The organism is Pseudoalteromonas sp. BMB (genome assembly GCF_001709235.1).
In the GTDB taxonomy this organism is placed as follows: domain Bacteria; phylum Pseudomonadota; class Gammaproteobacteria; order Enterobacterales; family Alteromonadaceae; genus Pseudoalteromonas; species Pseudoalteromonas maricaloris.
In genome coordinates, this window is record NZ_MBQA01000207.1 from 47,500 (window position 1) to 70,752 (window position 23,253).

A 23,253-nucleotide genomic window follows, 5' to 3' on the forward strand; every position below is an offset into this window, starting at 1 on the left:
AAGCAAACCAGTATGAGCTATTGGGGCACTATACGATCACATAAACATTAATGCAAACCATTTTCATTTGTATTTATTTAATTTCTACACACTTATGTGCTACCAAAGAGTCCTCGGTTAATTCAAGTGTGGTGTGCGACAATCCAAACCGCGACTGTAACCCCTCTTTTAACCGTGCTAGCATGCTTTGGTCGCTCAAGGACGTAATGACAACTTGCGCCTCTAAAATATATTCATGCTCATTGAGCTGCCAAACATGGATATGGCTTACTGTTTTAACATTTTCTTGTGTCTCAAGGTATTCCTTAACCTCCTGAATATTAATATTATCTGGCGTCGCCTGCATGAGAATTCTAATACTACTTTTACTCAGTTCTACGCCATGATAAATCACGTACGCGGAGATCAACACAGTGGCGATAAGATCCACCACATACCATTGATATAAGATGATTAATGTTCCGGCCACGATCACTGCAACGGAAGCCGCAGCATCAGAAACATTATGAATAAATGCCGCACGAATATTTAGGCTGGTTTTTGCACCTGCAGAATAAGTAATAAGCGCTGTGATAACATCGATAACTAACGCCAAGGCCGCGAGCCACACCACTATCCAGCCATCAATTGGCTCTGGATTTAAAAATCGAGAAATCGCCTCGAATAACAGATAAACCCCAACAACGATGAGTGTCGCACTATTAATTAACGCCCCAATTATTTCAGCACGTTGATAGCCATAAGTGAGTTCAAGTGAGGCCGGCTTTCTTGCAACTTTTTGCGCAACTAACGCGATAATAAGCGCACCGGCGTCACTTAAATTATGTAGCGCATCAGCAACCAAAGAGAGACTGCCAGAAAGAATGCCACCAACGACCTGCGCGACACTCAGTAGAATATTAACAAATACGGCCCAACCGAGCTTGTTTCCATGATGGTGATGATGTGCGTGAGACATACTCAATCCTATTTATTGATCCGAAGAAGGGGCCACTTTCAATGGCCCCAACGGGCATTACGAATTTTTAATTTGCTTTGAGAATAGTGGATAAAGTGCTGGCAATACAAACAAAGTCAGCAAGGTTGACGTTAATAATCCACCAACAATTACACTGGCAAGCGGCCTTTGAATTTCAGCGCCCACTCCTGTCGATAACAGCATGGGAATAAGTCCCAGTGCAGAGGTGATCGCAGTCATGAGCACGGGTCTAAGCCTTGAAATTGCACCCTCAAAGACACCTGAATGAAGCGATTCTCCCGCAGCTAATCGCTGGTTTATGCTCTCAACCATGACCACACCATTGAGTACCGCGACACCGAATAGGGTGATAAACCCAACCGAGCTAGGGACCGATAGATATTGTCCTGAGATATATAAAGAAAATACCCCGCCAATGACCGCAAGCGGCACATTCACTAAAATAAGCGCAGCCTGAGCCATTGAACCAAATGCAAAGTAAAGCAAGAGTGCTATTAGCGCCAAAGATAGCGGCACCACGATTGCTAAGCGCTTTTGTGCTCGTTGCTGGTTTTCAAATTGACCACCGATTTCAACACCATAACCTGTTGGTAAGTCAACTTTACTATCAATAGCCGCGCGAATATCATTTACTACACTGCCCATATCCCGACCTTGCACATTAGCTTGGATCACCACTCGACGTTGAACGTCATCTCGTCTTACTTGCGGTGGACCAGATTGATATTCAACATTCGCAACATCAGCCAACCGGATCCACGCCCCTGAACTTGATTGTAAACGTATTTCTTCAATGGTCTGTTTGCTTTGACGGTATTGAGGTGCCAAGCGGACATAAATATCATAGCGTTCGTTACCGTTGATGACCTGCCCCGCTTTACTGCCACCAATGCCATCTTGCACTAATGCCATAACGTCGCCAACAGCTAAACCATAGCGCGATAACGCTTGACGTTTTGGGGTAATGATCAGCTGTGACTCACCAGCTATTTGCTCAAGTTGTACGCCTTCTGTTCCTTCAACTTGCGCCACGGCAGCCTCAATTTCCTTGCCTTTTTTTGCAAGCACAGCTAAGTCTGGGCCAAACAACTTAATCGCCAACTGCGCTTTAACACCTGAGAGTAATTCGTCGACACGCGTCGCAATAGGCTGTGAAAAATTAAACAGTAAGCCAGGATAAGTCGATAGCTTTTGTTCCATCAAGGCTTGTAATTCGTAGCGATTATTTGCGCTTTGCCACTGTGCTACTGGCGCAAGGCCAATATAGATTTCAATGTTATTTACCGGTTCCGGATCGCCACCTATCTCCGCTCGACCAATTCTGCTTAGCGCGTAGTTTACCTCCGGGAATGTAAGTAGCATTTTTTCAAGCTCAGGCGCAACATTAAGCGCGGTTTCAAGACTGGCGGAAGGTGCCAGCGTTACCCTAAGGTTAATGGTGCCTTCTTCAAGCTCTGGGACAAACTCGGTGCCAATTTTGGTGAACGTAAAACCGGCTGCCGCAATCAGTAAAACAACCATCATCATCAACAACTTTTGCCTATGCAACACTCGATTTAACGTCCAGCGGTAGCCTTTTTCTAGCGCGACGAGAATGATGCTCTCTCGCGCTTTAACACCGTGTTTAAATAAGTAGGTCGCAAGTGCTGGGACAATGATAAGGGCAACAAATATCGCTGCAACAACAGCCAAAATAATACTGATTGCCATAGGTTGAAATAGTTTGGCTTCAACCCCTTCAAAACTAAATAACGGAGTGAACACCACTAAGATAATACTGGCAGCAAAAAAGATTGGTCTTGCCACTTCCTTTCCTGCAAGCTCAACAATAAGTCCCACTGAGAAGTCATCACTTTCCTTTTGCTTTGTTAGGTGTTTAAAGATGTTTTCTACCATCACGACTGAGCCGTCAACTAACATCCCTATCGCTACAGCGATACCGCCTAGCGACATCAAGTTGGCAGATACACCCAGCCACGCCATGACCACAAGTGCAATAGCAATTGAAATAGGAATTGAAATGAGCACCAGAAAAGTTGCTCTCAGATTCATTAAAAACAGCGCAAGCACAACAACAATAAAAATAAATGCCAGTGCCAAGGCTTCAACGACGGTTTGAACTGCTTTGCTGATCAAATCAGACTGATCGTAAAAAGGCTCAAACCTTACCCCTTCAGGTAGTGCTTTGTTAATAAGTTCCACGCGGTTGTTAATGCTATCAATGGTTGCTTTGGTGTTTGCTCCCATCCGCTTTAGCACTATGCCTGTTACGACTTCACCGAGCTGTTCCACTTCACCCGAGCCGCTTTTTCTAGACATCGTCACCGCGCCTTGGCGGATTTCTCCACCAATCGATACCGTAGCAACCTGAGCCACAGTCACGACCGTGCCATCAATGGTTTTGACGGGCACGTTGGCAATCTCCTCGATCCCCTTCTCCCCACTTTGAAACCAGCCTGTTCCGCGGATCACCAACTGCTCTTGACCGCGCTCGAGATACCAACCGCCGACATTTTGGTTATTACGCTCGATGGCACTCACCACATCTTGCTGAGTGAGTGCATAAGCCAATAGCTTATTTGGGTCGATATTGACTTGATACTGGCGCACATCGCCGCCAAAGGCCAATACATCAGTCACTCCGTCAATTGGCATAATTAACAGCTTGACCACCCAGTCATTGAGACTACGTAAGGCCATTGCATCATATTCAGAGTTCGGCTCGCTCATCAGCATATATTGAAATACTTGCCCAAGCCCTGACGTATTTGGCCCCATTTCTGGCGTACCCACACCGCTTGGGATCAACTCCTTTGCAGCTTGGAGGCGCTCAAATACCAACTGTCTGGCAAAATAGATATCGGTGCCTTCCTTAAATACCACCGTAACGCCAGATAGACCTGTTTTAGAAATTGAACGCACTTGCTGCACATCAGGCAAGGCATACATTACAGCCTCAATTGGATAGGTGATTAACTGCTCAACCTCTTCCGCTGCCAGTCCCGGCGCTTCAGTATTCACCGCAACCTGCACATTCGTTACATCGGGAAACGCATCTAAGTTGAGTTTTGGAATAGTCACGCTAGCAGTTGCTGTGATAACGAGTAAAAAAAGAATAATTAGAAGCCGATTGTTTACAGACCAATCGATAATTCGATTAAACATGATGAGGCTCCCCTTAATGGTTATGCGGGTCGAAGCCTGATTTGGCTTGTTCTGAGGCAATAAAGAACGCTCCGGTTACGGCCACGCGCTCACCCACAGCCAAACCGATAACTTCAACCTGAGCGCCAAAGTCTTCACCTAAAGTCACTTCTTTAGGATGGAACTCGCCGGGCGCTTCTTCGATGTACACCACCCAATCACCGTCAGGACCGCGACTTAACGCGTCTGCAGGTAGCGCAATGATTAATTCCTTTGACGGTATGATAAAGTTGACGTTTACAAACATCCCTGCGTGTAGCTTGTCGTCACTATTTTCAACCAATAGGCGGATCTGTCTGGTTCGAGTAATGGGGTCGATAGTATGCGCTTCTTGGATAACACGAGCCGCATATTGCTGATCTTCTATGCCAATCAATGCGTTAGAGTTAACCGCTAACGAAAGTTGAGAGTTCGGTTGTAAACGGGCTTCCACCCATAGCTCGCTTTCATCAGTGATTGCCATTAAAGTTGTGCCAGAAGCAACATGCTGGCCCTGAGTAAAGGCATCTTGAGTTACCACCCCCTCGCGCTCAGCAACGAGCGTATATTGGCCAAGTTCACTGGCGGGCTTAGTGGCTATTTCTCTAATCTCCTTTTCTGTTACTCCAAGTGCCAACAACTTTGAATAAGCCGAACTAAAATCGGCACTTGCTTGAACGCGTTCACGCTCACTGATGGTTTCTTTACTTAAGCGTTTAACTCTATCCCACTCTGTTGAAGCGACCAAATACTGCGCTTGGGCCTGCGCCATTGCCTCCGAGAATAAGGTGATAAGTGGGTCGTTAACATTAACCATAGAACCAAGCGTAGTGTGTCGCTTTAACACGATTGAATCGGCTCTTGGCGATACTAAATAGCTGGTATAGCCATTGGCTTTTACTTCCCCAGGTGCAAAATAAAAACGCTCATGGCTTTCCAGCTTGACTTCCTTGGTCTGAATTCCGGCAAAACGCATCTGCTGTTGCGTTAGTACGATGGCATTTTCTTCCTCTTCATGTTCTTCATGACCGTCGCCGGCATATGCCAGCGAGCTAAAAAGCGCGTTCACCGCGAAATAGATGGAGAAAATTTTAAAGTTTGTCATTCGATACTCTTTTACTCAAGAACGTAAGTTGACGTTCAAAACCGTTAGCTTGTTTAACGAATTGCACCAAGCATTGCTTTTACAGTGCCAATTCGTAAACAAGAATGCGCTTCTCAAGCAGACGTGATTTATCTGTAATCAACGCCATCAGCTAAGAAGGAGTAATACCAATTAGTGTTAACGTAGCTCATTTACTTAATACAATTGGTATAAACGGAGTAGGCAGTACCACTGAAAGCAGGACACATAAGCATGGAAAACAGGCCTAGTTGTTTACTCACAAGCACGAATTTGCGCTAAGTCGGATTTATCAATTTACTCATCAACCTAAACTCGGGTTAGTGAAGTTAAATTGAGGTCACGCCTTCAATGATAACCGCTACTTAAGCGATCGGTGGACGATGTGCTTGCTCTACAAAAGCGCGCACTTTGGTATCTGATTGAGGATAAATTTCGCTATTTGGTCGCATTTCAAAGGGGATAAAAGATTTTAAAATCACTAAATTCAAATGCGTCCCACTGCAATGACCACAGTGGTGGCAATCTTTTGTATGATGTCCGCTGGAGTCTGCTTGCACATCTTCAGCATGGTCGTGAGTATGTTGGAGGTGAGACACTTCGATTTGATGGAAGCTAGATTCAGACGCAAATACACTTACGGATTGCACCGCAAGTAGAAGCATCACAAAAATCAGGATTAGCTTATTCAAATCTACACTTCTCTTTAACACAAAAGATCGATGTCAATTTACCACCTGCACTTGTTCTGTCAATAGTAGCGCTAAGCTTTAAGTCTTATTTTTTTGCTGTCATTACTGATCCTACTCAAAATGAAATAACAATAATTTGCATTGTTAGGCCAAAACATCAACTTAAATGCGAATTATAATCAATATATAACACACTGTTTTATAAAGATTTTTCATTGACACATCACATAAATCCGTTAGACTAGCCGCATATTCACAGTTTGAGGTAACAGCATGCAAGGTAAACAAAAAGTCATCGACGCATTCAATAAGCTATTAGCCAATGAGCTTGCAGCTATCGATCAATATTTCATCCATTCACGTATGTACGAAGATTGGGGTTTGAGCAAACTATACCAACGCCTTGAGCATGAACGTGAAGAAGAAACCACGCATGCAGATTGGTTGATCAAACGCATTCTTTTCTTGGAAGGGGTACCTAACATGACAAAACGTCGTGATCTACTCATCGGCCAAGATGTTAAGTCTATGATGGAAAACGACTTAAAACTAGAGCTTGAAGTCGTCGAATGCGTTAAAGAAGCAATCAAAATCTGTGAAGAAGAGCAAGATTACCAATCTCGAGAAACGCTTGAAAAGCTGTTGTTTGATACAGAAGAAGATCATGTTTACTGGCTAGAGCAGCAAATTCGCCTGATTGATCTTATCGGTGCTCCTAATTATATCCAATCTCAGCTTTAATTAAGGACTCTACAAATGAAAGGTGATAGAGAAGTAATCGTAGCGCTTAATAAAGTATTGGCCAATGAATTGGTGGGTATCAATCAATACTTTTTGCACGCACGTATGTTTAAAGACTTTGGTTTTAGCCAGTTAGATAAAGCGGATTATAAAGTTTCAATCCAAAAAATGAAAAACGCTGACCGCCTTATCGAGCGAATTTTGTTCTTAGAAGGCCTGCCTAATTTACAAGATTTAGGTCGTTTAAAGATTGGTGAAAACAGCGCTGAGATGATTGATTGCAATATGGCATTTGAGCAAGCATCTTTGGTTGATCTGCAAGCAGCAATTAAGTTGTGTGAAGAAAAGCAAGATTACATTAGCCGTGAAGCGCTAGACAAAATTCAAAACGAGCAAGAAGAGCAAATTGACTGGCTTGAAACTCAGCAGCACCTAATTAAGGTGATGGGAATAGAAAACTACTTACAGTCTCAACTATAAGTATTTAATTGAGGTTGCGTGATAATGTGTCGTTACGCAACCTGATCAGTGACACCAACAATAGCAATCAGCTTTTCATTTAAAATTTTCTTCGCACAGTTACAGCATTTTCCACACTGCTTACCAACAGATAATGTCTGGCTAAGATCACGCATCGAACGAGCACCATTGTCTATCGTCTCTGCAATCTTTTTATCTGTAACACCATGACAAATGCATACGTACATAAATGAAAACCAATCTCAAACTCATTAACTGAAAACAAGTTTAATCTAAACGATAACAATTATCAACACATACCTTAGCTATAAATGCGAATTATTTTTCTTTGTAAGCTGCTGCAAAGACTTAGTGATTCATGCTCAGCAAAACACCTTTCTCTGGCCGATGGTTATTTCTATAAAATTAAGAAAAATCCAATAAAACTGCTACGCTTAAATTAACTTGATAAGCGTTACTTTACACATAAGAGTAAGGGTGCTCTTGCATCCAAGTAGATTGTTTTATTTGCTACAAATGACAAACCTTAAACATGTATAAATTGTTAAATATATTACATAAAAACCAAGGTTTAAGTTGATTTCAATCTAGTATTTCCGCTAGACTGCGCGTCACCGCTAACAGTTTTATTAGCGCGGATCAGCTTAGTTTGATTTGGTAACATGTTGTTAAAGGACTAAATGAGATTGGATAGAGAAAGGTCTTTTAATGAAACAAGCGCTATTGTGTTTTTTTATATTATTTTCTTTGTGTTGCATAGTCGCGCCTAGCCACGCCCATAACTTCGGCCAATATACTTCTCGCTTCTCTGTCGAAGAAGGCTTAAGCCAGTCTGCAATCACTGCCATAACACAAGACAAACATGGCTTCATTTGGATAGGTACTCTGCAAGGGTTAAACCGTTATGACGGCAATCAACTCATTAATATTGCCGCTTCTAAGGGTCTTGATGAACAAGAAATAGTTGGGTTATTCAATATATCGAATGATGAGCTTTTGATCTCTACAGGTGCCAGCGGCGCGTTTTTACTAAATGTAGATGACTACACAATTCAACAAATCTACGACGGTAAACGCCAAGACAATAACGCAGTTCCAAAACCCATCGCCACAGCTGTTGGTCATCGAGAAAATATCATCTTTTCCATTGAAAGCGACCTCTACACATTAGACAGCAATACGTTAAAATCTGAATTACTCACTCACTTCAAACCAAGTAGTTACATTCGCGCCATAAACATTATCGGTAACTTTGTGATTATTGGTACAACAGAAGGCCTGTTCACTTATTCTCTTGCAACCGGTAACGTAGAGCAAATAAGTTACACTGATTCAAAATCAGAACTCAGTCATGATGTTAAATTACTCAAACGCGACCCATCGTTGGGACTCCTTGTTGGTACTGTAGAAGGTTTATATGTCATCCCAGTCAGTAACCAAACACTGGTTGCTTCAAAAAGCTATGAGCTTGTTCCTGAGAAAAATATTTGGGGACACCAAATCACTCCCTATGGCGAGTTTATTGCTACGGAGCATGGATTGTTTCTTATTGATAGAAGAAAAAAAACCAGCTCAAAAGTCCTATCCTTAACCGAGGGACAATATCGCCTCACTAATCCCAGTATCACTAAGCTTTACGCAGATAGAAACAACAACCTATGGATGGGTACATATAATGATGGCGCATATTTATGGCCTTCCAGCTCCCTACGTTTTACCACATTCATCAGTACTCAAGACAGATTTGCCAATAACAATATCTGGTCAATTCATCCTACCAGCAAAAATACGGTGCTCCTTGGTACAGATAACGGCATTAACGAGTTTGATTTAAGCACCCGTCAATTGAAATCTAGCTATTTGCAAAATAGAGATGCAAAAGCACTATACGGAGCAGATGCCGTATTCTCTATTTTTAATTCTTCACATTTCGACGAAAATACCTTTCTAATCCAAACAACTCAAGAGACCGCGCTATTTAACATCGACACCAAACAGCTAAGCCCAATTACGCTTGAAAGTGGTGACAAACTTGAGCCATATAGTTGGGGTATCGCTAAGTACTCAGAAAGCAAGTTTCCATTTATCAATAGCAATGGATTTTACGAATATGATGCAGCCACCAATACGGTACGCGCATTAGAGGGATTATCAAAACAGCTGGCAGCGGCACAAAGCTTTTTGATCCTACCGCCTTTGGGTGCGACCGATGATGAATATTGGATAAGTACGGACATCAGTTTGGTCAAATATAATGAGTCAACAGATACCCTAACAACGATTTACAACAAATCGGATAAACACTTGGTCTCAGCCGTTAATAGTTGGGTAGTAGATAGAGCTGGAACGCTATGGTTGGCAACCTCAACCGAAGGTCTTGTCGGGATCAATAAAGATACTTACGCCGAAGAATACAAGCTAACGACTGAACAAGGTTTGATGAGTAATGCTATCTACAACCTCCTGTTGGACAGAGATGGAATGATTTGGGCCAGCAGTCAACGCGGCATGTTTAAATTTGACCCAATAAATAAAGTCTTGGAAACCTTCGGAACGAATCAAGGCCTGCCGACGCTTGAGTTTAACGGCGGCGCTGCAGCAGCACTTGAATCTGGCAAGCTGATGTTCGGCACAGTCAACGGTTCTATCACTTTCGATCCGGAACAGTTTTCAGATAGTGCTGTTAAGCGCCGCCCACTACTGATCACCCAAATGGATATCTTAAGCAGAGATCAAACCTACTTAGCCCCTGACGCAATTTTGCAAGCACTTGATTTTAAGTTTGACGACATGGGCATAGAACTACAGTTTTCTGACTTTGACTTCAATGCCGATCATCACATTCAATACCAAGCTTCTTTGCATGGCCCAAGTGCACTGACGTTTTCAAGCTTAAAACGAAATAAAGTATTTCTAAATCAATTACTCCCTGGTGATTATCAGTTAATCATTGCACCGCGTTCACTTGACAGTGAAGACCTGAGCAACGCACTCAACTTGCGCTTTAATGTTGCCCACTCTCCTTGGCGCTCGCCTTTTGCATTAAGCTTATACAGTCTAAGTGCATTCGCGCTGATATTGCTCATCATTATTAAGCACAAACAAAAACAACGTCAGCTTGAAACGGCACTTAGAGCCGTAACGCATGCGGGAAGACAGACAAAACTGGCGTTGAAATCAACTAAAAGCGGTGTTTGGTCGGCGGATCTCGCTGCACGCCAGATCACACAACAACGGGCCGAAGCGCTGGGCTTTGAGAGCGATACCATGACGCTGCAAGAGCACTATAACGCCATTCACCCAGATGATAGAGAACTCGTCGAACGTGCTTGGAAGAAATTTATTTCTAACCCAACTAAAGAGCAGCTCTCTCTATCTTATCGACTGCGCTGCGCAGACAATAATTGGCATTGGTTTCACGACTTTGGCCAAGTCGCAGAATTTGACTCACAAGGTAAAGCCACTGAACTGCACGGCATTTATACCAATGTAACCACACAAAAAGCGAACCAGATGCGCGCAAATATGCTGGGCGAGGCCTTCAGCCAAGTGAACGATTGGATTTTGATTTTAGATCCTAATTTACAACCCATTTCAGTCAATAGTAGCTTCTGTAGAGCGTTTCAACTGCAGGAAAACGAAGCGTTAAACGACTTAACGACCGAGCGTTTTGTTAATGCTATCGGGCAAAAGAAGTTCCACGGTTTAATTGCAAATTTAAAATCTCTTGGACCGAATCAATATCTAAGACAGGAAGTTCAAGTTACAGACGGCTGGGATAAAGTGCACCCGGTTCAACTTAGTATTAGCGCGGTTTCCAAGGACAATGTGAACCTCCAATACTTCGTGGTCGTTGTTACCGATCTGACAGAGCAAAAGAAAGCCGAGAATGAACTTAGATATCTCGCCAATTTCGACGCTTTGACGGAGCTACCAAATCGCAGCTTGATGCTACAGCATATTGAATTTGCACTGTTTAACGCAAACAATACACAGCAAAGCTGCGCCCTACTATTTATTGATTTAGATAAATTTAAACCAATCAATGATGCCTACGGACACCATATCGGCGATAAATTACTGGTCGCGATAACTAAGCGGATCAAAGAGCAAATTAACAATAACTGTATCTTAGCAAGACAGAGCGGCGATGAGTTTCTCGTGCTAATTAAGTCCTTCCCTAGCATCGAATATGTGAGTGAAGTAGTTACCCGCTTAGTGAAGCACATACCCGAACGTATTGAAATTGATGGGATCACCATGAGTGTATCTGCCAGTATTGGCGTTGCGGTTTATCCATTCGATGCACCGGATTCAGAATCCTTGATCCGTAATGCGGATATCGCCATGATCCATGCAAAGCAGTCGGGAAGAAATGCATTCAAGTTCTTTACTGAGTCAATGAATGAAGAGATCAGTAAAAAGCTTCGGTTAGAAACCGCAATGAAAACGGCGGTTAAAGACGGTGAGTTTTTCAATCACTATCAGCCGATCATCAATACCACTACAGGTCAGCTTGCAGGCGTCGAATTACTTATGCGCTGGCGCAATAATGACATGCTAATTCCTCCATGCGATTTTATTCCAATAGCAGAAGAAAGCGGTTTGATTGAAACCTTGACTGAACAAGCGCTTATCAGAGCCTTGATAGAATTGCGTCCATTGTTTACACAAGAACCCGACTTTTATTTATCTCTTAATTTAAGCGCAGTTCATATTTTACGCTCAGACATTGCCCACCAATTCACTGAGATTTTAAAAGCGCATGGTCTCACTAACCGGTGTTTGAGACTTGAAATCACCGAGTCAATCTTTATGTCTGATATGGTTAAGGCTCGGGCAACTATCAACGAAATGAAACGTGCTGACTTTGTATTACTACTCGATGACTTCGGCACCGGCTTTTCGTCACTTACGTACCTGAATGAGTTCCCTCTTGATATCATAAAAATTGATCAAGGATTTGTACGTAACATGAGCGCAAAACCCGCGAATAAATCTATCATTAGAACCATTTATTTACTGGCACAAAGCTTAAACATGAAGTGTATTGCAGAAGGTGTAGAGACAGAATCTCAGCTTAATTACCTAAGAGACGTAGGCTGTGAATATATGCAAGGCTATCACTTCGCAAAGCCTATGGCGATTGACGATTTACTGGCATTTTACGAACAGCATGAACGCTCAAGAGCTTGATCTCGGGCTCAATACTTTAATGTAGTGACTGCGGGCTAACAAGCGTTAGCCCTTATCTAGCGTTTCACTATCAGGCAGTTCTGAGCGCTGCCATTCACTAAGCTTTTGATAGAGTTCATTAATATCAATGGGTTTTGCAATAAAATCATCCATGCCCGCCTGGATACATTTTTGTTTATCTTCTTCGTAGGCGTTGGCTGTTATCGCAATAATATGTGGATTGCCATAAATATTTGGCTCGTTTCTGATTGCTTTGGTACAAGCAAAACCATCCATATTCGGCATTTGGCAATCCATTAAAACCAAGGCATAGTTCTTCGCCTTCATCGCTACTAAGGCTTCGACTCCGTCATCCACTTTGTCTAACAAGCAATGGGTTTTCTCGAGCAACTTACCAACAACCACTTGGTTAATTTTATTGTCCTCTACCAATAGAATATCAAGTCCGTTGAAATCAGGTGCCCCAACTTCTTGTTGCTCTCTCTTGACCCCCTGCCCTTTTGAGGCCGGAATATCTACATAGAATTGACTACCAAGCCCAAGCTCACTGTGAATCCTTATCTCACCATGCATCGCTTCAACTAGTTTTTTAGAAATGGCTAAGCCAAGTCCAGTACCACCAAACTTTCTTGTGGTTGAAAGATCTGCTTGAGTAAACTCATGAAATAACGTTTCCTGTTGTGCTTTTGAAATGCCGATCCCTGTGTCAGCAACGGTAAACTTTAATATCCCACTGTCATAATGGACGGAGAATGTGATCTGGCCTTTGTTGGTAAACTTTCCAGCATTGCTGAGTAAATTATTTACCACTTGTGATACGCGTAGTTCATCTAATTCAAGGTATGTAGGTAGTTCACTACCCTTTTCGTACTTAAACTCAACGCCATATCTGACATTGGAAATTTTAAAAATGCTGACCAAACTGTCGAGCATTTCTTGCAAGTTCACAACTCGACGTTCTATTTTCAAAGCCCCCGCCTCAATTTTAGAATAATCCAAAATATCATTGAGGATAAGCATTAGATTCTTTGCCGATTGCCGTATAATTGTTATTTGGTCTGCCATCTCATTGCTAAGGCTTTGCTCTCTGATCAAGCTATCCGACATACCGATAATTCCATTTAACGGCGTTCTAATTTCATGGCTCATATTGGCGAGGAATCGGCTCTTGGAATGGTTGGCAGCATTAGCGGCTTCAACGGCTTTGGTTAGCTCTTCCGTTTTCTCAGCGACTTGCTGCTCTAACTCACGATTGAAGTCGGTAAGCTTGCGGTTAAGTCTTTCGTTTTCCAAGCTTGCTTGGTTTTGTTTTGTAAAACTCAGTGTTAGCTTAAACGCCAACTGATTGAACTGTTGCTGCAACTCAATTATTTCTAGAAAGCTGCTGTCTGCATTGGCCGAATTTTCGATTAAAGTTGAAGGTTCGTAAGCACGAATATCATGACTGAGCGCCACAATTGGACGCACCAACAATCGCGTGAGCTGACGGACAAAAATAGAGCTCAATATAATAATCGCAAGCGCAAGTCCCAATGCATCTGACCAAGCCTCAGCAGCAACTAAGTTAAGATATTTACGGTCGAGCATAGTGATAACTGACCATTCATATTGTTTAGATACCGCAGCCTGTTTAAATAAGATTTGCTCGGTAGAATCTTCAAAAGTTGAGGATTCCTTATCAAATAAGGCTTGCAACACCACATCACTTGGCATATCTAGGGTTTTAAATTCAGTCTTTAACGAGCTATAAACGACCCTTTTGTGTTTATCCAACACAATCAAATTAGCATCTTCAGCAAGAATTTTTGGAATAAAGCGTTCAAACGAGCCAAATATTAAAGACCCTTCCACAATCCCCTTAAACTCTTCAGCAATGAAGATTGGTGCTGAAATTGCTACGATAGGTGCTTCATCAAAACCACGTCCTTGAAATATGCCTGAAACAAATCCTTCTGGGTATTCAAATGCTTTAATAAAATAATCTCTATCAGATACATTGGCATTTGTTCCCTTCATCGTATCAGCAAAATGCTGCGGATAAAGGTGAGTAACATTAGCATCTTTGTCCGCGACAATCGCAGTTCTAAAATTCGCATGAGTTTTTAGCAAACGCTCGATAACATAGTCCGCATCAATCCCTAAGGATACATCTGTTGCGGATATCACCATCGCGCGACGATATGCATCAAGGTAGTCATCAATTTGAGCGACAATAGAACCAGAGGCTTCTTCAAGCTGTGTTTTTATCTCAGCTTCAATTCTTTTGTAGTAATTGTTTGTCAATACAACGGTTGTCATCAATACAACCAAAACGATAACAAGGTTGACGGTAGAATTAAGAATTTGATTGAGCGGCATCCCTTGCCACTTGCTGCGAGTAAAGAAAAAGCTCAGCAAGTCGACCACAGCGAGACAAATCCCTGCATTGATTAGGTACTTAGCCAGTGCAGTGAATATAACGAGTAACGGTAATTCGAGGGCAAAATAGCCGAAAATAAATAATGCAGGCAAACCCAACAAAATCCAATAAACGATACCCCGAACAAAAAATGGCTTGGCGAAACGGACACAAACAAAGTGAAGCCACAACACTTCGAAGAAAAAAACCACAGAGGGCCAAGCATGCTCCCATCGATACCAAATAAAGCCGGCACCAATAATCACAGCAATAATGGCATAGCGCCATCCGCATAGTAGCAGGATAAATAGTACAAACAGCTGGCCAAAAAGAAACTCAGAGCTATCCAAAAACCAAATTGGCAACAGATTGGCCAGCCCGCCTAATACACCTAAGACTAAAGTTATGATGAGCGCTTGCTTTTGATTCAAATGTTACACCACCGGTTTGTGATACTGCCTATGTATAACAATAAAAAATATTTTAAAACCTGCCAAGGTAGTGTAACAAATAACTAAAAAATATATCACACATTAGGATATGTTTACCCTAATGATGAGGGCAATCATGGCTCTCTATTTGTAGCACACTACTCAGTACATTAAAGGACTTTTTCAACGCTTCTTCCACTTCTACACGACACGCTGAATCATGAGATTCGATAGTACAGTGATGCTTTAATACCACATGTGCACCAACGACAACCGCCCCATCAATTTTGCTAACCGTAATATTATGGGCGCTTTCAACATGCTCGGTAGACACAATCGTTTTCTCAACTTCTTGAACCGTCGGCAAAACTTCTGGAGGTGTAGCAAGCCCTTTAAGACAAGCAATTATCACCTTAATACCTGTAAATAATACAAAGACGGAAATCAGCATGCTCGAGAGAATATCAACCACCTCCCAGCCTGTGAGGTGTATGATCACACCTGCGATAAATGTCGATATGGTGGACAGTAAATCAAAAAATGAGTGCAAGAAAACAGCATAGACGTTAATACTGTCTTTACGGCCTTTGTACAACACCCAAGCGGAAGCGCCGTGAAATAAAAACCCAATTGCAGCAATCATAGACATTAAATAGCTGTTCACCTCTAGATCGTGACCGCCCGCATGATGAGACAACCGCTCACTCCCTTCGAGTAAAATAATTACCGCAATTGAAAGGTAGAGGATGCCATTAATAAGCCCGCCAGTATATTCAGCTCGCTTGTAACCATCGTTATATGTTTTAGCAAGATAAACAGCCACACTTGACGCTATCAATGCGATAAACAAAGAACTATTGTGAACAAACAAGTGTCCAGCATCAGCCAATACTGCGAGAGAATTAGCGTAATAAGCACCAATAACTTGAATGATCATAAAAGAGCAAGTGATTGCTAGCGCAATCAGTAGTCTTCGGCGAGAAGCTTGGTGCGTAGTGATATCTGTCATGAAATGAGTCGTGTACCTAATTTAATATAAGATGCTACGTACAACCACAGCATAAGATGGAGCCACTTGACTAAATGCACCTCACCTTATCTTTTTATACCGTGTAGGAAAAAGCTGTGATTCAAAAATACAGAAATAAATCTAGAAATATACGTAGTTAACCTGAGCTTAGGATAATTAATGCATTTCTAGCAGCCAGTTTTAGCGCTAACTGCGTTGAATTCACTTCCAATAGCCCGCTATTGGTGCGCAAATTCGCCAAGTTATCACCAAAACTCTCCGGCTAGATAAAGAAGTAATTTAATGTTACTTTAGAAACAATGAGTTACCTCGTTCCTTATCCAAACCTCAGGTTAGTTATCGTTTAAACATTGCCCTAAATGGCAATGATATACAGTCTCAATTGTAACGTTTCCACGAGTTAAATGCACTAACATTTGCGGCTGTAACGGCCGACTTGATGGAATTTTAGCGTTTATCGCTTTTACTTGCGGAAAAGTACAATTAGATTTTCTCCAGTTGAGTCACAACGTCGTTTGCGATTTGCCTTAGTATTTCACAGTCAGCTTCACTCAACTCTCGGGGCTCAATGTCGATAACACACACAGTCCCAACGCGAAAACCGCTGGACAATATGATCGGCGCACCAGCATAAAATCGAATATTAGGGGCATTTAACACCAAAGGGTTGTCCATAAAGCGAGGATCTTCGAGCGTATCGGAAACTACGAATACCGTGTCTTCTAATATTGCATGACCGCAAAATGAAACGTCACGAGACGTTTGCTCAGCATCTAATCCAAAGCGGGATTTAAACCATTGCCTATCCTTGTCAACAAGACTCACCAATGCAATTGGAGCATCAAAAACATGGGCAGTAAATTGAGTAATTCGGTCCAATTCAAGTGTTGGTTTTGTATCGAGTATCGCAAGCTCCCTAAGCGCATGTAACCTAGCGGGTTCGTTTTTTGGTAACTCAGGGATTTTCATAATCTACTTAATTAGACAGTGTTTATATTTCTACTATAGTTTGTTTTGTGAGATAACGCAGGTGGCAAATGTGAGCAAGTATTTTAAAATAATCTCCCTAACCCTTTTTTCCCTAGTCTGCTTAAGTGGTTTTTACCTCGAAATTAACGAGTTTAATAAAAATCGTGTGGTTCACCAGAGTCTGACTTTATACTACAACAACCTTTCCGCCCTAGATAAAGCGATTGAAGTGATCTTTAGTCTGCAACGTGAACGCGGCATGTCCACGGGATTTAAGTCCGAGGAAGAACACGACGCGCGGCTACTGGCATATTATCAGGAAACAGACGAAAAAATAACAAGACTCACAGCTGAAAAACTCACGAGCATTAATAACTTCGATCAGTTTCAATTGACCATAAAAGACGATATACAAACACTGAGAAAGCTCAATAGACAAGCAAATATCAACCACGAGCAACTATTTCTTCGCTACACAATTTTGATAAATCACTTAATCGATACAGTCCGAACCATACAAACTGAGCAGTCCTTCATCCATAATTTTGGTAGCAATGAGGACAAAACACAGTATCAGAATATTCACTCACTTATCAGAGCGATAGAGTTAGGAGGCAGGCTCAGAGCTAAGATCAGCCGATACCTAACGGCAGATGAAGAGGCCACTAGATTAAGTGCAATGAGAAGCGCGCTACAATACTACGCCACTCATGTCACACTGATGGACAGCCTCAAAGATAATCAAAATACCCTACAGCTATACAATGCTGCTACGGCGTCTAGAGAGTATGACTATGTCACCTCAGCCCTAAACCGCTTTAGCCGTGGAGCTGAAGCCAACTTACCACACTATGTGTGGTGGGATAACAGTACTGCCTATTTGAACCTGCTCGCTAGTGGTAGCTTGAATTTACTTAAATATATGAAGGACTCAGCTGCTGCATCTATGCAAAAGTCACAAGAGCGAGCTCAAACCTCACTCATTATCTCTTTAACTATTGCACTGCTTTATATCATTTTAATTTGCCTATTGATTAAAGCGTTTACCGAATTAAAAATATATAAAACGGCACCGCTTAGAACACAAACTGCACAGCTCATTGTAATATTTTCGTCAGTACTCGCCGTGCTATTTGTGGAACATTTTGCAAGTCAAAAGCAGCTATTATATCTCTCTGAAGTGCAAACTCTTAGGCAGCTAAACAACCACTCATTGGAGCGTATCAACCACCTTAAAACGCTATGGTATAAGCCACATATAGAAAGCCTTAGATATGCCAGTATTAGCACCAATGCTGATCTCGCTAAACCATCTCAGTTGCAAACGCTAGCCGTGAATAATCTTAATAACACTCCGTATGTAGACAAAAGCCAGATCGCGTCGTTTTATTCTCAATATCAAGAAAGTCTGCACCGAGGAGGGGTAGTTACACAAATCATAAAAGGTAATGATGGTCACCGTATATTGATTATGACGGGTCTTGGGCTATCCGATAAGGGGCTGACGGACACACTGTATTGGTACGAAGCTCAACTAGATGTGTTACTTGGCAGCCTAGAACTCAGCCTTGATACTCGCCTAGAAAATGCATCGGGTTACTACACTAAGCAGGAAGTCGAAGCGATTAAAATTAGCGGCACACATACTCCATTAAGCCAATTACTGCTTACTAATAATCTTGGCCAAACCGACTTTCTAAGTGCGAAAATCTGGGATCAGGAGCTTCAAGTGGGTACCTACGCCTATTCACGTGAAGCGTTTAATCAAGATCTCTTCTACACTATAGAAATTAAGTTTATCTGGCAGGTGTTGTCATTAGTTGCATTTTGCTTATTTGGTTTAGCAATTAGCTATCGCGCCCAACAAAAAGCAAAATTAGACAAGCAAGCTGCAAAAGACGCTATCCAAAAGCGCCAAACTTTATTGAATTCATCTGAAAAGCTTGCCGCCATCGGCAGTTTTGAGGTGGCTGTTGGACAACAACTAGCACATACTTCTGAAGGCTTTAGGACGCTGTTTAACTTAACTCCCGAACTTGAGTACCATAATTTAAAACCAATTATAAAATTGCTCGATAGTGACAATAGGAAGAAGTTGCAATCAAACTTACGTTCCTTAACTCACGATCAATCTAGTGAACTTCAATTGACAATAAGAGACGAGTCTTCAACTAGATATCTAAATGTCATTCTCAATTTAAAATACTACTCAAGTGAAAATTCGCAGTTTGTTGTCGGGGTTGTAAAAGATGTAACGAATCAAGTTAATGAAAGCAATCGCCAAAAGAGAATACAAAAGGAACTCGTCGCCGCGAGAAAAGAGGCCCTAGAAAAAATGCATGAAGCTGATGTGGAAAGAATGTCAGCGCAGCATTTACTCAAAGTCCAAAAGTCGACAGAAAAACTGCTTCAAGAAGCCATTGATTCATTTCCAGCATTTATCCTGCTAATCGATGAAGACCAGCATATAGCTATGTTGAATCAGTTTAACGAACACATCAAAAGAACTGATCACAACGAATACCAATTCATGGGAAGCTCACTCAACAAAGGCTCTGACGTTATAGCATTTATTACCCAGCTTCCAATGACAGACAATAGCGAATTACTGTCCATGTTAGAAGAGGCAAAAGACAAAGAACAATATCAAGCACTAACGACGTGCCAGTATGTCAGTGAAGATATCCTGCACTGGTTCAACGTGTTAGTGAAAAACATCACCACAGATTCAGGGAAATACACTCTCATCTACCAGAATGATATCACTAAAAGTATCAACTTTTCTGCAGAGCTTGAGCAAGCTCGCATAAAAGCAGAGCAAGCAAGTGAAGCAAAGTCTCGTTTCCTAGCAACAATGAGCCACGAGATAAGAACGCCGATGAACGGCGTGGTAGGCATGCTGGATATTCTTGCCCAATCTAACCTTGATCATGAGCAATCTCACCTCACCAAAGTCGCAAAAAGTTCAGCATTGGTGCTACTTCGAATAATTAACGACATATTAGACTTTTCAAAAATCGAAGCTGGAAAAATGCAACTTGAATCAACACCATTTAGCTGGCAAGAAATTATTAAAGAACTCGCGGAGCTCCTTGCATATCAAGCGGACTCTAAAAAGCTCAAGCTTGCCTTTTATCTTTCGCCACAGTTACCGAATTGGCAATTAGGAGATCCGGTTAGACTGCGCCAAATTTTATTAAATCTAATCGGTAACGCGTTGAAATTCACCAAAACTACCGCCACAGCCTCCGGCTTTGTAGAAGTGACTATTGGGCGTTCTCCCGATGATTGTTATATGGAAATTAGCGTGAAAGACAATGGTAAAGGTATGTCCGAAGAACAAGTAGAAAACCTTTTTAAGCCATTTGTTCAAGCAGATAGCAGTATTCAACGCCAATATGGCGGTACCGGACTGGGCCTTTCCATTACCCACAAACTTGTTGCCATGATGGAGGGGGAGATTGACTGTAGAAGCCTAGAGGGTTTTGGCAGCAACTTTATTGTTACTCTGCCATACTGTGAAGTGCCAAAACAAACCAGCGCTATTAGCTTAACCTTAGACAGACTAAAAATTGCCGTAGTGGGCGACGAGGACAAATTTGAAAAAGATCTGCAAAATCAACTACGCATCTATGAAGCCCAATGTGAAATATTCCCTCGAGAACTGTTTAATGCGCAACTAATTGATAGTCAACAATTTGATTATCTCGTTATCACTGCAGAAGCCTTCCAACAACTCACTACAGAAGGAAAAGAAGTTTTCATCGCGGAAAGCGAGTGCAAGTATATTTTGCTAGACAATAATCAGGATAAGCTTCCGCATGCAAATAATATCAACGTCTCAAACCTCGCGCTATATCCTTATTACGCTTATAAAGTCGTTTCACACATCGCCACCTTAGAAGGGCTAATCGACAGTGAATCAACAAATGACGACAGCGATACTAAATCTAAGACACTGCCTACCATTAGTGATGCCCAAGCACTTAACAAGCTTATCTTAGTCGTTGAGGACAATGTTTATAATCAGGATTTATTCAAAAGACAGCTGGCACTGCTAGGCTATCAATGCATTATCGCCGACAATGGTAAAGTTGCCTTGCAGCTACTCGAGCAGTATCACTTTTCGCTTATTATTTCGGATTGCCATATGCCGGTGATGGATGGCTATGAATTCACGAAACAGCGTCGCGAGGATGAACGTGAACGCAATCTAGAGCACATTCCTATCATTGCAGCAACGGCTAATGCGTTAGACGGTGAGAAAGATATTTGCTTTAACGCCGGGATGGACGATTACATTGCAAAGCCCATTGTCTTGCAAAAATTAAACAAAAAGCTAAAAAAATGGTTTTCGAGCAACATTCCAACATGCAGCCAAGAAGCGGAGAATGCTCCCTCACTGATGGAGGAGCTAGATGCGCCAACCAGACATATCGACTTGGTGATACTCAGTGAATATGTAGGTACAGATAAAGAGTTACAGAGTATTTTCTTAAGAAGCTTTGTTGACGACACAAAAAAACTGTTACAAGGGGTAGACCTAGAACATCCTGAAAGTGTCAAGAATATTGCACATCAAGGAAAAACCTCGGCAAAAGCAGTCGGCGCAACACAACTCTCTGAAAAAATGGCAGAACTTGAGCATGCAGCAAGTGAAGGTAAGCAGATAAAAATTGAAAATTTATTGAATCAATGTTTGATGCTTTTTGATAATGCACAAGCTGAAATCGCTTCTATACTTAATGTGGAAGATCTAACGTAACACGTGCTAAAACTCAGGCCTAGTATGTATGATAAATGAAAAGCACCTTATTATTGCGATTGATGATAGCGAGCTTATTCTTACGCAATTGCAATTGTTGATTTCTAACCAGACACCATGCGCCTTTAAAGGGTTTAACAGCGGCCTGTCTGCATTAGAAAGTCAAGAGCTCCATCAAGCTTCCCTTATTTTACTTGATATCAACATGCCGCAAATGGATGGTGTAGAGATATTGCGGAAATTTGCCGAACTAAACATCCAAGCATCTATCGCATTACTAAGTGGCGAAAAAGGCCTATTTATCAAAAATACCGCAGCACTGGCTGAGCTTCATGGCCTCACCATTATATCTAGTTTAGAAAAGCCACTCTCTGCAACCAAACTAAAAGAACTTTACAGTCAGCTCCAGTCTCAAAATACATCCACTAAGTCCCAACACGCACTACAAAACTATAGTAAAGATGAGATCTATGAGGGGCTGTTGCGAGAAGAGTTTTGTGCTTATTTCCAACCAAAAGTCGCCAGTCCATCCGGTGCAATTATTGGCGCTGAAGTACTTGCAAGGTGGCATCATAATACCGATGGCACTGTGCCACCTTCACAGTTTATCGCGACAATGGAAGAGCATAATCTTATTCATTTGCTTTCATATAGTTTGTTAAAACAGACTTTGTCCTTGCTTAGCTATAATCGAGATATTCTTAAAGCGCTTCAATTCAGTATTAATTTGAGCGTAAAAGAGCTTGAAGACATAAAACTTCCAGAAAAACTCGAGTCCATTTGCGAAGAGTATTGCACACCCACCTCTCAAATCACTTTAGAGCTAACTGAAAGCCACTTGTTGGAAAACATCAAGCGCGCGCTTGATGTGTTGCTGCGTTTAAAACTTAAAGGCTTTAAGCTGTCTATTGACGACTTTGGTACTGGATATTCTTCGATTAAGCAACTCAACGAATTGCCGTTTGATGAACTCAAAATCGATAGATGCTTTGTTGATGGCTGTTCAACGCAACCCAACAAACGCGTCATTATCGCGAGCACCTGTGAGATGGCTCACCAACTTGGACTAGAAGTCGTCGCTGAGGGTGTCGAAGAGGTTGAGGACCTCGTCGTTGTACAGAGCTACGAAGTAGAATCGGTTCAAGGCTACTATTACTACCCACCTTGTACACCATCGGAGTTTTTGCAAACTGTCTCAGAATCCGCATTGCAAAAGTCTCATTCTAGTAAATAATTAAAATTAATGGGCTGTGTTGTACTCTCATG

13 protein-coding genes are annotated in these 23,253 nt (G+C 41.9%); 5 read left to right on the forward strand and 8 right to left on the reverse strand.

What is annotated here, in order from left to right:
- Positions 1-73: 73 nt before the first annotated feature.
- The 4 genes from BB427_RS21475 to BB427_RS21490 form a co-directional block, all read right to left on the reverse strand.
- Positions 74-958, reverse strand: coding sequence for a cation diffusion facilitator family transporter (locus tag BB427_RS21475; protein WP_069023163.1), 885 nt, complete (start codon positions 956-958; stop codon positions 74-76).
- A gap of 57 nt (positions 959-1,015) precedes the next feature.
- A complete protein-coding gene (locus tag BB427_RS21480) occupies positions 1,016-4,144 on the reverse strand; it encodes an efflux RND transporter permease subunit (protein WP_069023165.1) in 3,129 nt (1,042 codons plus the stop codon).
- 13 nt (positions 4,145-4,157) lie between these two features.
- Positions 4,158-5,267, reverse strand: a complete 1,110-nt coding sequence (locus BB427_RS21485; protein ID WP_069023167.1) for an efflux RND transporter periplasmic adaptor subunit — start codon at positions 5,265-5,267, stop codon at positions 4,158-4,160.
- Positions 5,268-5,650: 383 nt separating this feature from the next.
- On the reverse strand, positions 5,651-5,977 hold the full coding sequence (locus BB427_RS21490; RefSeq protein WP_045987649.1) for a DUF2946 family protein: 327 nt from the start codon (positions 5,975-5,977) through the stop codon (positions 5,651-5,653).
- Positions 5,978-6,250: 273 nt separating this feature from the next.
- Here BB427_RS21490 and bfr (BB427_RS21495) point away from each other — a divergent pair, with 273 nt between their 5' ends.
- The gene (gene bfr / locus BB427_RS21495; protein ID WP_010607507.1) at positions 6,251-6,718 is read left to right on the forward strand and encodes a bacterioferritin; all 468 of its coding nucleotides are present in this window, start codon (positions 6,251-6,253) and stop codon (positions 6,716-6,718) included.
- A 15-nt stretch (positions 6,719-6,733) separates the two neighbouring features.
- Positions 6,734-7,198: a bacterioferritin gene (gene bfr, locus BB427_RS21500; protein WP_010375235.1), complete on the forward strand. Its 465-nt coding sequence runs from the start codon at positions 6,734-6,736 to the stop codon at positions 7,196-7,198.
- 32 nt (positions 7,199-7,230) lie between these two features.
- Here the strand turns inward: bfr (BB427_RS21500) and BB427_RS21505 are convergent, their stop codons facing one another.
- Positions 7,231-7,425, reverse strand: a complete 195-nt coding sequence (locus BB427_RS21505) for a (2Fe-2S)-binding protein (RefSeq protein WP_069023169.1) — start codon at positions 7,423-7,425, stop codon at positions 7,231-7,233.
- A gap of 481 nt (positions 7,426-7,906) precedes the next feature.
- Between BB427_RS21505 and BB427_RS21510 the strand changes: the two genes are divergently transcribed.
- Complete coding sequence (locus BB427_RS21510; protein ID WP_069023170.1) at positions 7,907-12,394, forward strand: EAL domain-containing protein; 4,488 nt, start codon at positions 7,907-7,909, stop codon at positions 12,392-12,394.
- A 45-nt stretch (positions 12,395-12,439) separates the two neighbouring features.
- On the opposite strand, the gene BB427_RS21515 is transcribed toward BB427_RS21510, so the two are convergent.
- The 3 genes from BB427_RS21515 to BB427_RS21525 all read right to left on the reverse strand — a co-directional run bounded on the left by BB427_RS21515 (position 12,440) and on the right by BB427_RS21525 (position 17,222).
- The gene (locus BB427_RS21515) at positions 12,440-15,223 is read right to left on the reverse strand and encodes a hybrid sensor histidine kinase/response regulator (protein ID WP_069023172.1); all 2,784 of its coding nucleotides are present in this window, start codon (positions 15,221-15,223) and stop codon (positions 12,440-12,442) included.
- Between the two features lie 118 nt (positions 15,224-15,341).
- The gene (locus BB427_RS21520) at positions 15,342-16,232 is read right to left on the reverse strand and encodes a cation diffusion facilitator family transporter (protein WP_039491675.1); all 891 of its coding nucleotides are present in this window, start codon (positions 16,230-16,232) and stop codon (positions 15,342-15,344) included.
- Positions 16,233-16,736: 504 nt separating this feature from the next.
- Positions 16,737-17,222, reverse strand: coding sequence for a GAF domain-containing protein (locus tag BB427_RS21525; RefSeq protein WP_010607503.1), 486 nt, complete (start codon positions 17,220-17,222; stop codon positions 16,737-16,739).
- Between the two features lie 70 nt (positions 17,223-17,292).
- On the opposite strand from BB427_RS21525, the gene BB427_RS21530 reads away from it, so the two are divergent.
- Positions 17,293-21,987: an ATP-binding protein gene (locus BB427_RS21530; RefSeq protein WP_069023174.1), complete on the forward strand. Its 4,695-nt coding sequence runs from the start codon at positions 17,293-17,295 to the stop codon at positions 21,985-21,987.
- 28 nt (positions 21,988-22,015) lie between these two features.
- Positions 22,016-23,221 carry an EAL domain-containing response regulator gene (locus tag BB427_RS21535; RefSeq protein ID WP_069023176.1) on the forward strand — a complete coding sequence of 402 codons (1,206 nt, stop codon included), beginning with the start codon at positions 22,016-22,018 and terminating at the stop codon, positions 23,219-23,221.
- Positions 23,222-23,253 lie beyond the last annotated feature (32 nt).

What these genes read in the sequence shown, in the direction of transcription:
- BB427_RS21535 (WP_069023176.1), top strand. Translation starts at nt 22,016, where the DNA reads ATGATAAATGAAAAGCACCTTATTATTGCGATTGATGATAGCGAGCTT.
- BB427_RS21505 (WP_069023169.1), bottom strand. Translation starts at nt 7,425, where the DNA reads ATGTACGTATGCATTTGTCATGGTGTTACAGATAAAAAGATTGCAGAG.
- BB427_RS21525 (WP_010607503.1), bottom strand. Translation starts at nt 17,222, where the DNA reads ATGAAAATCCCTGAGTTACCAAAAAACGAACCCGCTAGGTTACATGCG.
- bfr (WP_010607507.1), top strand. Translation starts at nt 6,251, where the DNA reads ATGCAAGGTAAACAAAAAGTCATCGACGCATTCAATAAGCTATTAGCC.
- BB427_RS21480 (WP_069023165.1), bottom strand. Translation starts at nt 4,144, where the DNA reads ATGTTTAATCGAATTATCGATTGGTCTGTAAACAATCGGCTTCTAATT.
- BB427_RS21510 (WP_069023170.1), top strand. Translation starts at nt 7,907, where the DNA reads ATGAAACAAGCGCTATTGTGTTTTTTTATATTATTTTCTTTGTGTTGC.
- bfr (WP_010375235.1), top strand. Translation starts at nt 6,734, where the DNA reads ATGAAAGGTGATAGAGAAGTAATCGTAGCGCTTAATAAAGTATTGGCC.
- BB427_RS21485 (WP_069023167.1), bottom strand. Translation starts at nt 5,267, where the DNA reads ATGACAAACTTTAAAATTTTCTCCATCTATTTCGCGGTGAACGCGCTT.
- BB427_RS21475 (WP_069023163.1), bottom strand. Translation starts at nt 958, where the DNA reads ATGTCTCACGCACATCATCACCATCATGGAAACAAGCTCGGTTGGGCC.
- BB427_RS21520 (WP_039491675.1), bottom strand. Translation starts at nt 16,232, where the DNA reads ATGACAGATATCACTACGCACCAAGCTTCTCGCCGAAGACTACTGATT.